Source organism: Glycomyces sp. YM15, from assembly GCF_016918015.1.
Lineage (GTDB): Bacteria > Actinomycetota > Actinomycetes > Mycobacteriales > Micromonosporaceae > Glycomyces.
Window position 1 is genome coordinate 133336 of record NZ_JAERMK010000001.1, and the last position, 11211, is coordinate 144546.

Here is an 11211-nt window from a genome sequence, read left to right on the forward strand (position 1 = left end):
GCGTTCCCTAGCCCTTCGCGGCGGCTTCGCCGGTGGCCGCCGGGGCGGTCTTGGTGTGCAGCCCCGAGAGGCTGGCCTTGTTGAGGAGGTTCCCGCGCGACAGGTACTCGGCGATCGGGTGGGTGAACAGGAAGACCACCAGCATGTCCACGAGGGTGGACAGACCGAGCGCGAACGCGAAGGCGCGGACCGGGCCGATCGCGAGGATGTACAGGACGATCGCGGAGATCATCGAGACGGCCGCGGCCGAGAGGATCGTCCGGCGGGCGCGGACCCACGCGCGCGGCACGGCCGAGCGGGCGGATCGGCCTCCGGCCATCTCCTCCTTGATGCGTTCGAAGTACACGACGAAGGAGTCGGCCATGATGCCGATGGAGACCACGAACCCGGCGATGCCCGCGAGGGTCAGGGTCAGGCCGATCTGCGAGCCCAGGAGCGCCACGGTCGGGTAGAGCACCGCGGTGGCGACGAGGAGGCTGCCGAGGACCACGAAGCCCATGAGGCGGTAGTAGACCATGCAGTAGAGGAACACCAGGATGAGGCCGAAGAGCATGGCGAGCATGCCGGCTTCGAGCTGGTCGACGCCGAGCGTCGCGGTGACCTCGTTGACGGTCTCGACCACGAAGTTCGTGGGCAGCGAGCCGAAGTTGAGCTGGTCGGCCAGCTGGTTGGCCTCGGCAGCGGTGAAGTCGCCGGAGATCTGCGTCGAGTTCGTCGAGACCTCCTGGATGGTCGGGGCGCTGACGACCTCGTTGTCGAGGACGATCGCGACCTGCGACTGCAGGTTCTCGGTGGTGAGGGCGCTCCACTTCTCGGCGCCTTCGGCGGAGAACTGCACGTTGACCACGAACTGGTTGAGGTTCGCCTGGTCGGTGCCGACGTCCGCGGAGGTGACGTCCGAGCCGATCACGGTGGCCGGCTGCAGCAGGTACTTGTACTGGAAGGTCAGCGACGAGTCGTCGGTCGAGGCGGCCTCGGGGGCCGAGCACGCGGCGACCTCGATGTCGGCCTGCTGGACCGAGCCCGGCGGGCGCGAGTCGAGGGTCTCGCAGGTGATCTGCGGGATGTAGAACTGGACCGTCGCGGGCAGGAGTGCGACCTCTTCGGGCGCGAGCGCGGCGAAGGGCTCCAGGAGGGCGCCGGTGGCCTCGTCGGGGGCGGCGGTGAGCGCCTGCGCGGCGGCGGCGGCGTCAGGGCCGACCTTCGCCCACACCTCGTCGAGGGTGGTCACCACGTCGTCGGTGGTGGGAGCCTGGCCGGAGCCTTCAGAGGTCTCCTCGGCGGCTTCCTCGCTGGGGGTCTCGGAGGCGTCTTCGGCGGGGGTCTCGGAGGCGTCGGCCGTGGGTGTCTCCGACGTGCCTTCGGTGGGCTCCTCGCTTGGCGTCTCCTGCTCGGCGAGCTGCTCTTCGAGCGCGGAGGTGTCGGCGACGGAGTTCGTGACGATGCGGAACCGGAGTTCGGCGGGGGCGCCGACGTCGCGGAGGGCCTCTTCGTCGATGTCGTTGCCGGCGACGTTGACCACGATGTTCTCGTTGCCTTCGATGAAGACCTCGGGCTCGGAGACGCCCGTGGAGTTGACGCGGTTCTCGATGATCTGGCGGGCCTGCTCCATGGTCTCGGGGCTCGGGGGCTCGTCGCTCCCCTGCTGGTACGCCGAGAGCGTCATGGACAGGCCGCCCTGCAGGTCGAGACCGAGCTTCGGCGTGGGGAACTTCCATCCCGAGCCCGCCAGCGCGGCGACCCAGAGGAGCGCGAGCACCAGAATGAGCCCCACGAAATAGGGGGCGACTGGCACGCGCTTGCGCTGGATCTTCTTCCGTGGGCGGTCAGCGCCCGTTACTGAAGCCAATGGTCGGTCTCTTCCTCAGAACTCGAATAGGGGCGGGCGCGAGGACGCCGCCGCGCGCGAGTGGCGCGCCGCGGCTGTGCTCTCGCACACGTACCCTCGGCGGGGCTCATTCTAGGACGGGTGCCGCAAAGGCGGTGCAGGGCCTAGGGGTCTCCCCTCAGTACTCCTTGCGGTCGGGGTTGCCCGCGTGCTTGCCCTTGTCGTCTTCACCGGAGGCGTCGTCGCTGGCGCGGAGCTTGTCGAGGTCCTCGTCGGAGAGGGTGGCGTCGGCTTCGGTGATCTCCTCGGCGGGGGTCTCCTCAGCGGTCTCTTCGGTCTCGGCGGGGGTGATGACCTTGGCGATGGCCTGGCGGGCGAAGACCAGGAAGTTGTCGTCGCTGGCCTCGAGGGTGACGGTCTCGTCGTCGGAGTCGACGACGGTGCCGTAGAGGCCGCCGATGGTCATGACGCGGGCACCGGGCGCGACGTTGTTCTGCATGTCCTGCTGTTCCTTCTGCCGCTTCTTCTGCGGGCGGATCATCACGAAGTACATCAGCGCGATGAAGCCGATGATCATGATGAGGAAGGTGTAGTTCTCCACGGTGGAGCCTTTCGTCGCGGTCGGTCACGGTTTTGGAGGGTGACGTGCGCGGAGTCTATCCGGTGCGTGATGGGAACCCTCTCCATGACCCACCCTACGCGTCTCCGCTGCCGAAGAGCCCTTCGGCGTTCGGAGGGTGGAGTCCGAGGTGATGCCAGGCGGCGGCGGTGGCGACGCGGCCGCGGGGGGTGCGGGCGAGGAGTCCGGCGCGCACGAGGAAGGGTTCGCAGACCTCTTCGACGGTGTCGCGCTGCTCCCCCACGGCGACGGCGAGGGTGGCGACGCCGACGGGGCCGCCGTTGAAGGTGCCGGTGAGGGCGCGGAGGACGGCGCGGTCGAGGCGGTCGAGGCCGAGTGCGTCGACGTCGTAGAGGGCGAGCGCTTCGGAGGCGACCTTGGCGGTGATGACGCCGTCGGCGCGGACCTGGGCGAAGTCGCGGACGCGGCGCAGGAGGCGGTTGGCGATGCGGGGTGTGCCGCGGGAGCGGCCGGCGATCTCGGCGGCTCCGGCGGGGGCGATGGCGACATCGAGGATGCCGGCGGAGCGGGTGACGATGGCTTCGAGTTCGGCGTCGTCGTAGAACTCGAGCTGGCCGAGGAAGCCGAAGCGGTCGCGCAAAGGCCCGGTGAGGAGTCCGGCGCGGGTGGTGGCGCCGACGAGGGTGAACGGTTCGAGTTCGAGCGGGATGGCGGTGGCGCCGGGGCCCTTGCCGACGATGACGTCGACCCGGAAGTCCTCCATGGCGGTGTAGAGGAGTTCTTCGGCGGGGCGGGCGATGCGGTGGATCTCGTCGATGAAGAGGACTTCGTTCGGGCCGAGGCTGGTGAGGATCGCGGCGAGGTCGCCGGAGCGTTCGATGGCGGGGCCGGAGGTCTGGCGCAGGCCGACGCCGAGTTCGGCGGCGACGATCATGGCGAGCGTGGTCTTGCCGAGGCCGGGCGGGCCGGAGAGCAGGAGGTGGTCGGGTGAGGCGCCGCGGCGGCGGGCGCCTTCGAGGAGGAGGCTGATCTGCTCGCGGACGCGGGTCTGGCCGATGACGTCGTCGAGCTTGCCGGGACGGATGCCCTCTTCGGCGAGGCGGTCGAGTTCGGTGGCCTCGGCGGCGGTGAGGGCCGCGTTCCACTCTTCGGCGGAGTAGTCGTCGGGTCGTTCCATCGCTTATCGCTTCCCGAGGAGTCGGATGGCCTGCTTGAGGAGCGAGGGCACGTCGGTGCCGTCGGCGCCTTCGGCGTCGAGCTTCTCGATGGCGGTCTCGGCCTCCTTGGCGGTCCAGCCGAGGGCCTGGAGGCCTTGGCCCACCTGGGTCCTCCAGCCGCCGGGGCGGCCTCCGGCCTGTTTGGGGACGCTGCCGAGGTCGACGGGGCCGATCTTGTCGGCGAGGTCGAGGACGATGCGCTCGGCGCTCTTCTGGCCGACGCCGGGGATGCGCGTGAGCGTCGCGGTGTCGCCGGTGGCGATCGCGCGGCGGATCGCCTCGGGCCGGAGCACCTCGACGGCGTCGCGGGCGATGCGCGGGCCGATCTTCTGGGCGTTCTGGAGCAGTTCGAACAGGTCGCGCTCCTCGGCGGTGTTGAAGCCGTGCAAGGTGATCGAGTCTTCGCGCACGATGGTGGAGATGGCGAGGACGGCTTGCGAGCCGACCTTGAGGTTGGCGAGGGTGTGGGCGCCGGCGTGGACGGCGTACCCGACGCCTTGGACGTCGACGACCGCGTAGGACTCGCGGACAGCCGCGACGGTACCGGTGAGCTGGGCGATCATCGGGAGCTCTCCTTGTTCACGGCCGCGGCGATCCTGGCTTTGACGCCGCCGCGCCACAGGTGGCAGATGGCGATGGCGAGGGCGTCGGCCGCGTCGGCGGGCTTGGGCGCCTCTTTGAGGCGGAGGATGCGGGTGACCATGGCGGTGACCTGGCGCTTGTCGGCGGTGCCGTTGCCGCAGACGGCGGACTTCACTTCGGACGGTGTGTAGGTCGCGGTGGGCAGGCCGAGGCGGGCGCCGGAGAGGATCGCGATGCCTGAGGCCTGCGCGGTGCCGATGACACTGGCCACATTGTGCTGGCTGAAGACGCGTTCGACGGCCACGGCCTCGGGCCGGTGCTCCTCGAGGTAGGACCGGAGTCCGTCGTCGAGGGCGAGGAGCCGGTCGGCAAGGGGCGCTTCGGGATCGGTGCGGACCACTCCGACGGCGACCATGGTGCCCGGTGCTCCGGGGCGGCCGTCGACGACGCCGACGCCGCACCGGGTCAGGCCCGGGTCGATCCCCATGACGCGCACGCGTTCCTCCTGTCGCTCGATTCGCGTCAGCTTATCGGGCCGGTCCGACGTTCGGCCCGAAGCACGTCCGCCGGGGCGCGGCGGGACGGCGGCCGGGCGGCGAGGGCCGATCGTCATCGGTTGGAAATCGGACCGGTGGCCTTGCCCATAAATCACTTGCCGGTCGGCTAGTAACGTGCTTCGCTGGTACAGGCCGGACCTGTCGCGCCCGCCTCCCATCGGCGAGCAGCGCGAGGTGCGCCTCCGGCCCCCGCTGTCCTTCTCCGCTCCGCGAACCTGTTGGGATCACCGTGTCTGCTGCCGTCTTCATGCCGCCCGTCGCCGCGCCCGGACACTCGCGACGCTTCATCGCCACGATGGTGTTCGTGCTCGGCGCCCTCTCCGCGACCGCGCCGATCGCGATCGACCTCTACCTCCCCGCGTTCCCCGCGATGGCCGACGCCCTCGGCACCCCCGAGAGCCGCATCCAGCTCACCCTCACGTCGATGATGATCGGCATGGGCCTGGGGCAGGCCTTCATCGGCCCGCTCTCCGACCGCATCGGCCGTCGCAAGCCGCTGCTCATCGGCATGACGGTCTTCACGTTGACCTCGCTGGTGTGCACGGTCGCCCAGAGCGCCGACCTGCTCATCGCCATGCGCTTCCTCCAGGGCCTCAGCGGGGCCGCCGGAGTCGTGGTGGCCCGCGCGGTCATCCGCGACCACTTCGCGGGCGACGACATGACCCGCTTCACGGCGAAGATGATGTTCGTCACGATGCTCGCGCCGATGCTCGGCCCGATCGTCGGCGCGCAGCTCATCCGCTTCGGCCCGTGGCAGACCGTGTTCGTGTTCATGGCGGCCCTGTCGATCCTGACCACCTTCCTGGTGTGGAGGTTCCTGCCCGAGAGCCTCCCCGCGCAGGAGCGCCGCGCGATGGGCGGGCGCGAGTTCGCCGCGTCCCTCGGCACCCTCGTCCGGGACGCGCGCTTCATCGCGCCCACCCTCGTGGTCATCATGAACTTCTCGATGCTGTTCACGTACGTCTCGACGTTCAGCTTCATCTCGCAGAACGAGCTCGGGGCCACGGCGGGCTTCTACTCGCTGCTGTTCGCCGCCGGCACCCTGGCGCTCCTCGCCGGGAACCAGACCAACATGCTCATGATCGACCGCAGCGAATCCCACCAGCGCATGGTCGCCGGCATGGCGATCTCGCTCGCGGGCGTCGCCTGGATCGCCGCCGTCCAGTTCGCGGGCGCCGAGAACCTGTGGACGGTCCCGGCCGGGATCGTGCTCATGATGTTCGGCTGCGGCGTGCTCTTCCCGAACGCGGGCGCGGCGGCGATGTCCTCGCAGCCGCCCCAGATCGCCGGCACCGCCTCGGCGTTCATGGGCTCGCTGCAGATGGGCGCGGGCGGCGCGATGCCCGCGCTGGCGACGATCGGCGGCGTGACGCTCGCGAACATGACGATGGGACTCGCGGTGTACGCGGTCGCCACGGCCGCCGCGGTCGTGTGGACGATCGCGGTGTACCGCAAAGCGCCCGCCGAGACCGCCGTCGCCGACGCGTAAGCGTCGCCGGGCCGGGTATCCGGCCTCGATGGAGACATCGGTGACGATCCCCGTCGGTCCCGCCGAACTCGAGGGCGACCTGGTCCTGCCCGAGGGCGCGGAGGCCGTGGTGCTGTTCGCGCACGGGTCCGGTTCGAGCCGACGCAGTCCCCGCAACCGCTTCGTCGCCGAACGGCTCCAGCAGGCTGGGCTCGGCACCTTGCTGTTCGACCTGCTCACGCCGATCGAAGCCGACGACCGCGCGAACGTGTTCGACATCTTCCTGCTCGCCGAGCGCCTGGTCAGGACCACGCAATGGGTGCACGAGCGCCATGAGCGCCTGCGGGTCGGGTACTTCGGCGCCAGCACCGGCGCGGCCGCCGCGCTCTGGGCCGCCGCCGCGCCTGAACTTCGGATCGGGGCGGTCGTCTCGCGCGGCGGCAGGCCCGACCTCGCCGGGGATCGGCTCACCGAGGTGACCGCGCCGACGCTGCTCATCGTGGGCGGCCACGACGAAGTCGTCCTCGAGCTGAACCAGCGGGCCGAGCGCCTGCTCGGCGGCCCCAGCCAGCTCGCGATCGTGCCCGGCGCGACCCACCTGTTCGAAGAACCGGGGACGCTGGAGGCGGTCGCCGATTTGGCGCGCGAATGGTTCACCGAGCACCTGGCGCGGCGAGGGCCCTCGAACTAGAAGGCCGGATCGTCCTGGCCCGCATCGGCGGCGGCCAGCAGCGCGTGCACCTCGTCGTCCGTCGTCTGCGTGAAGTCCCGGTAGCTCTGGCCGACCGCCACCAGGGGCGTCGGCTGGGTCACGCACACCACGTCGTCGACGAGCGAGGCCAGTTCGCGGCAGACCGATGCCGGTGCGGTCGGGACCGCGACGACGACGCGCTCGGGGCCGAGTTCCCGGACGGCCCGCACCGAAGCGCGCATGGTCGTGCCGGTGGCGAGGCCGTCGTCGACCAGCATCGCCGTCTTGCCCTCCAGCTCGATCGGCCGGCGGTCACCGCGGTAGGCCTGCTCACGCCGCTCGAGTTCGACCGTGGCCCGCTCCGCGGCCAGATCGAAGCGCCCGGGCGGGATGCCAAGCTGGTCCACGACCGCATAGTTCATGACCACCGCGCCGCCCGTGGCGATCGCGCCCATCGCGAGCTCCTCCTGGCCCGGGGCGCCGATCTTGCGGACCGTGAAGACCTCCAGGGGCGCGCCGAGGGCCTTCGCCACTTCGAACGCGACGGGCACGCCTCCGCGCGCCAACCCCAGGACCACCACGTCCTCGCGTCCCCGGTAGTCCTCGAGCTTTCGCGCGAGCGCCCGGCCGGCGTCGCGCCGGTCGGCGAACACCTGATCCCTCATTGCAGTGAAGTGCCCGCTGTCGGCGCGAGCAAACCCGTCACGAGAAGGCGAAAAGGCCCGGAACCAGCGGTTCCGGGCCGTTTCGTGTCGTCTACTCGGCGTCGAGCGCCGCGAGGACCTCGTCGGAGATGTCGGCGTTGGTCCACACGTTCTGGACCTCGTCGGAGTCCTCGAGCGCGTCGACCACGCGGATGACCTTGCGGGCGCCCTCGACGTCGACCGCGATGTGCATGGAGGGCACGAAACCGGCCTCGGCCGAGTCGTAGTCGATCCCGGCGTCCTGCAGCGCGGTGCGGACCGCGACCAGGTCGGTGGGCTCGCACAGCACTTCGAAGCCGCCCTCGCCGAGGTCGTTGACCTCTTCGGCGCCCGCGTCGAGGACCGCCATGAGGATGTCGTCCTCGGTGAGCTTCTCGTCGGGCGAGACGATGATCGTGCCCTTGCGGGAGAACATGTAGCCGACCGACCCGGCCTCGCCGAGCGAGCCGCCGTTGCGCGTCAGCGCCACGCGGACTTCGGCGGCGGCGCGGTTGCGGTTGTCGGTCAGGCACTCGATGAGCACCGCCACGCCGCCCGGCGCATAGCCTTCGTACATCAGGGTCTCGTAGTCGACGCCGCCGCCGTCGAGGCCGCCGCCGCGCTTGACCGCGCGGTCGATGTTGTCGTTGGGGACCGAGCTCTTCTTGGCCTTCTGGATCGCGTCGAAGAGCGTCGGGTTGCCCGCCGGGTCAGGACCACCGGTGCGCGCCGCGACCTCGATGTTCTTGATGAGCTTCGCGAAGATCTTGCCCCGCTTGGCGTCGATCGCGGCCTTCTTGTGCTTGGTCGTCGCCCACTTGGAGTGGCCACTCATACCGGCGTTCCTCGTTCCTCTTACTCGACCGGTCCGGCGTCTGCGCCTCGGACCATATCCACGAAGTACTCGTGCACCCGCGCGTCAGGGGTCACCTCCGGGTGGAAGGAGGTGGCCAGGCAAGCGCCCGCACGTACGGCGACGATCCTACCGTCCTGCCCGCGGCCCGCCCCGTCACCGCTGTGGGCGGCACTGTCGGCGACCCGCGCCAGCACTCGCACCCCGTCGCCGATCCTCTCGACCCAGGGGGCGCGGATGAACACCGCCCGGAACGGTTCGCCTTCGAGCCCATCGATCGCGATCTCGGTCTCGAACGAGTCCACTTGACGGCCGAACGCGTTGCGGCGCACCGTCATCGGAATCGCACCGAACGAGCGCTGGTCGGGTCGGCCGTCGAGCACCTCGTCGGCGAGCATGATCATGCCCGCGCACGATCCGAACACCGGCAGCCCGGCGTCCAGCCGCTTCTTGACGGGCTCGAACAGGTCGAAGATCTCCAGCAGCTTGCTCATCGTGGTCGACTCGCCGCCGGGGATCACCAGGCCCTCGATAGCGTCGAGCTCCGAGGCCCGGCGCACCGGCACGGCCCGGGCCCCGGCGGCCTCGAGCGCGCGCATGTGGTCGACCACGTCGCCTTGCAGGGCGAGCACGCCGATCGTGGGCACACGGGTCATCAGAGAACTCCAAAAGTCGCGAATCATCGGGCGCCACAAGCGTAATTCGGGTTCGCTCCGGTGCCTACCTGGAGGATCGCGGCTGTGACCGAAACAAGCCTGAACTCGGTCGACGGGTGACGATCCGTTAAAGTCTGCCATCGAACGTGACGCACCCCTTCATGCCCTGGAGTAAGAACAAGATGGCCAAGACCTCGAAGCGCAACCCGATGCCCCGTGCCGTCCGGGCCGGACGCAACACGATGTGGATCGAAGCGGCGATCGCCCTCGCCGCCGGCGGCCTCATCGTGCTGTTCCACCACAAAGCGAACGACTTCGTGCCCCCGGCCGCCGTCCACGACGTCTACCGCGCCGCAGTGGGCCTCGGCGGCCTCGCGCTGTTCCTGCTCCTCGCCACCGCCCTGCTGCACTTCCAGTGGCGCATCCTGTGGGTCCTCATCCTGCTCGTCCAGGCCGCCGCCATCGTCGGCCTGGCCTGGCTGCTGTTCACCGGCGGACTCTACTGGGCGCTCTGCATCGGCCTCGTCATCGTGCCGATTACGATCATGGGAACGCTTACCGAACGCTTCGCCCGCCGCTGGTTCAACCACTAGGTCGAACCGACGGCCGGCGACCGAGCCGCCACCGCTGAAAGGCCACATAATGCTTCCGCAACCGAACTTCGGCCGCGACAAGGGCCCGATCGAGCCCGCCAAGGACGAGAACGGCGAGGACGCGATGCCTCGCAAGAAGCTCCGTCGGCTGCAGATCGCGTTGTGGGTGCAGGTGGTCTTCGCCGTGCTGCTCGGCAACCTCTTCGCGTTCAACTCGCTGCAGGCGCGCAACGTCAGCCAGGCCGAGATCCTGAAGCACTACCAGGAGAACCCGCCGGCGGAGGGCTCGGGCACTACGCCCGAGGAGATGGCGAAGACCGCCTATGAGACGTTCCAGAGCACCGGATTCCTCGTCATGGTCCTCGTCATCGCGGGCTTCGTCCTCGTCGCGGCCATCGTCTCCGCCATGTGCGCGATCCGCCTCAAGTCCCGCCTGAAGGCCGTGCGCTGGTCGGCTGTCGCCGCCACCGCGATCCTCTTCGTGGTGGGTATGTACATGTCCACGCAGTTCGGGCTGTTGGTGGCGCCGTGGGTGTTCGCCTCCGTGCTGGCGCTGTGGTGGCTCTTCGCGAGCGACATTCGCTACTGGCTCAGCGAGACCCCGAAGAGCCTCGCTGAAGAGGACTAGGAGGTCGACTCGTCCGCGGTGCCGTGCTGCTGGACGTAGTCGATGAAGGCCGCCCGCGCGAGCGGCTCGGCCGAGCCCCAGTCCCCTTTGGTGGCTTCGCGCCAGATGCTCAGCAGGTCGTCGATGGCCACGCCGATCTCGGAGACGTCGGGGTCGATGTCCTCGGCTTCGAGTGCGGTCGGGGTGTGCCGGAACAGTTCGATGAAGAACCGCCAGTCGCGGCGGTCGCGCGCCAGGGTGAACGCGCGTTGCTGGAGGTCTGCAGTGGGGAGCTGGTCGAGGTTGCTTGCGTTCATGGAACCAGCCTAAAGCGTGTCGAAGCGGGTTCGGACGCCTTCGGCTCCTTAGGATCGGCCCATGAAGCAGCTCGTCGTCGGCGCCCTCGCGGCCGCCGCTTTCGCCACTGTGGGTTCGGGTTCGGCCCAGGCGGCGTTCCAGCCCTTTGAGCCGATGCCGGTCGACCCCGGTATCGGCGACGGTTCCGGTCCGCACAGCCATTTCGCGATCAGCATGACGCCCCTCCGCGGCGGCGGGCCCGTCCAGATCACCCTGGACTGCCCGCCTGAGTTGAGTGAGCACCCCAACGCCGACACGGTCTGCTCCCAGCTCGACGAGGCGGACGGGCACGTCGGCGATATCCCGGCGGCGGACGGCATGTGCACCAAGGAGTACGCGCCGGTGCGGGTGCTCGTCTTCGGCCACTGGCAGGGGCAGCCACGGGCCTTCACCGAGACGTACGGCAACCAGTGCGAGGCGGTCCTCGCCACCGGCGGCGCCCTGCTCGACCTCTGATCGCAGACGGAGAAGCGGGCCGGGAGCACGATGCTCCCGGCCCGCTTCGCGGGGGCGGTCAACCCCCGCCCGTGGCGGGGGTG

13 protein-coding genes and 1 pseudogene are annotated in these 11211 nt (G+C 69.8%); 5 read left to right on the top strand and 9 right to left on the bottom strand.

Annotated elements, in window-relative coordinates; translation table 11 throughout:
• Positions 1–7: 7 nt before the first annotated feature.
• The 5 genes from secD to ruvC form a co-directional block, all read right to left on the bottom strand.
• A complete protein-coding gene (secD, locus tag JHY01_RS00590; protein WP_205323650.1) occupies positions 8–1795 on the bottom strand; it encodes a protein translocase subunit SecD in 1788 nt (595 codons plus the stop codon).
• Positions 1796–2006: 211 nt separating this feature from the next.
• A complete protein-coding gene (yajC, locus tag JHY01_RS00595) occupies positions 2007–2429 on the bottom strand; it encodes a preprotein translocase subunit YajC (protein WP_205323651.1) in 423 nt (140 codons plus the stop codon).
• A gap of 94 nt (positions 2430–2523) precedes the next feature.
• Positions 2524–3585 (bottom strand): Holliday junction branch migration DNA helicase RuvB, encoded by a 1062-nt coding sequence (ruvB, locus tag JHY01_RS00600; RefSeq protein ID WP_205323652.1) that lies wholly within the window; start codon positions 3583–3585, stop codon positions 2524–2526.
• Positions 3586–3588: 3 nt separating this feature from the next.
• Positions 3589–4188 (bottom strand): Holliday junction branch migration protein RuvA, encoded by a 600-nt coding sequence (ruvA, locus tag JHY01_RS00605; protein ID WP_205323653.1) that lies wholly within the window; start codon positions 4186–4188, stop codon positions 3589–3591.
• Positions 4185–4703, bottom strand: coding sequence for a crossover junction endodeoxyribonuclease RuvC (ruvC, locus tag JHY01_RS00610; RefSeq protein WP_205323654.1), 519 nt, complete (start codon positions 4701–4703; stop codon positions 4185–4187). Before ruvC ends, ruvA begins: the two co-directional genes overlap by 4 nt.
• A 356-nt stretch (positions 4704–5059) precedes the next feature.
• On the opposite strand from ruvC, the gene JHY01_RS00615 reads away from it, so the two are divergent.
• On the top strand, positions 5060–6253 hold the full coding sequence (locus JHY01_RS00615) for a multidrug effflux MFS transporter (protein WP_240192253.1): 1194 nt from the start codon (positions 5060–5062) through the stop codon (positions 6251–6253).
• Positions 6207–6923, top strand: a pseudogene (locus JHY01_RS00620) (dienelactone hydrolase family protein); the annotation flags it as partial. The gene JHY01_RS00615 and the pseudogene JHY01_RS00620, both read left to right, overlap by 47 nt.
• Here JHY01_RS00620 and JHY01_RS00625 read toward each other — a convergent pair.
• From JHY01_RS00625 to pdxT, 3 genes are all read right to left on the bottom strand, one after another.
• Entirely contained in the window at positions 6920–7588 is a 669-nt protein-coding gene (locus JHY01_RS00625; protein ID WP_205323657.1) for a phosphoribosyltransferase, read from the bottom strand. The pseudogene JHY01_RS00620 and the gene JHY01_RS00625 sit on opposite strands and share 4 nt — an antisense overlap.
• A gap of 91 nt (positions 7589–7679) precedes the next feature.
• Positions 7680–8441 (bottom strand): YebC/PmpR family DNA-binding transcriptional regulator, encoded by a 762-nt coding sequence (locus JHY01_RS00630; protein WP_205323658.1) that lies wholly within the window; start codon positions 8439–8441, stop codon positions 7680–7682.
• A gap of 20 nt (positions 8442–8461) precedes the next feature.
• Entirely contained in the window at positions 8462–9115 is a 654-nt protein-coding gene (pdxT, locus tag JHY01_RS00635) for a pyridoxal 5'-phosphate synthase glutaminase subunit PdxT (RefSeq protein WP_240192213.1), read from the bottom strand.
• 146 nt (positions 9116–9261) lie between these two features.
• Between pdxT and JHY01_RS00640 the strand changes: the two genes are divergently transcribed.
• Together JHY01_RS00640 and JHY01_RS00645 are read left to right on the top strand one after the other, a co-directional pair.
• Positions 9262–9708: a hypothetical protein gene (locus JHY01_RS00640; RefSeq protein ID WP_205323659.1), complete on the top strand. Its 447-nt coding sequence runs from the start codon at positions 9262–9264 to the stop codon at positions 9706–9708.
• Positions 9709–9757: 49 nt separating this feature from the next.
• Positions 9758–10336, top strand: coding sequence for a hypothetical protein (locus tag JHY01_RS00645; RefSeq protein WP_205323660.1), 579 nt, complete (start codon positions 9758–9760; stop codon positions 10334–10336).
• On the opposite strand, the gene JHY01_RS00650 is transcribed toward JHY01_RS00645, so the two are convergent.
• Positions 10333–10632 carry a hypothetical protein gene (locus tag JHY01_RS00650; protein ID WP_205323661.1) on the bottom strand — a complete coding sequence of 100 codons (300 nt, stop codon included), beginning with the start codon at positions 10630–10632 and terminating at the stop codon, positions 10333–10335. The genes JHY01_RS00645 and JHY01_RS00650 overlap by 4 nt on opposite strands.
• 61 nt (positions 10633–10693) lie before the next feature.
• Between JHY01_RS00650 and JHY01_RS00655 the strand changes: the two genes are divergently transcribed.
• A complete protein-coding gene (locus tag JHY01_RS00655) occupies positions 10694–11128 on the top strand; it encodes an SSI family serine proteinase inhibitor (protein ID WP_205323662.1) in 435 nt (144 codons plus the stop codon).
• The last annotated feature ends 83 nt before the right edge of the window (positions 11129–11211 follow it).

Excerpts from the sequence above, each read along its gene's own strand:
- JHY01_RS00615 (WP_240192253.1), top strand. The coding sequence starts at position 5,060 with ATGGTGTTCGTGCTCGGCGCCCTCTCCGCGACCGCGCCGATCGCGATC.
- JHY01_RS00630 (WP_205323658.1), bottom strand. The coding sequence starts at position 8,441 with ATGAGTGGCCACTCCAAGTGGGCGACGACCAAGCACAAGAAGGCCGCG.
- JHY01_RS00655 (WP_205323662.1), top strand. The coding sequence starts at position 10,694 with ATGAAGCAGCTCGTCGTCGGCGCCCTCGCGGCCGCCGCTTTCGCCACT.
- JHY01_RS00650 (WP_205323661.1), bottom strand. The coding sequence starts at position 10,632 with ATGAACGCAAGCAACCTCGACCAGCTCCCCACTGCAGACCTCCAGCAA.
- ruvA (WP_205323653.1), bottom strand. The coding sequence starts at position 4,188 with ATGATCGCCCAGCTCACCGGTACCGTCGCGGCTGTCCGCGAGTCCTAC.
- JHY01_RS00645 (WP_205323660.1), top strand. The coding sequence starts at position 9,758 with ATGCTTCCGCAACCGAACTTCGGCCGCGACAAGGGCCCGATCGAGCCC.
- pdxT (WP_240192213.1), bottom strand. The coding sequence starts at position 9,115 with ATGACCCGTGTGCCCACGATCGGCGTGCTCGCCCTGCAAGGCGACGTG.
- ruvB (WP_205323652.1), bottom strand. The coding sequence starts at position 3,585 with ATGGAACGACCCGACGACTACTCCGCCGAAGAGTGGAACGCGGCCCTC.
- JHY01_RS00625 (WP_205323657.1), bottom strand. The coding sequence starts at position 7,588 with ATGAGGGATCAGGTGTTCGCCGACCGGCGCGACGCCGGCCGGGCGCTC.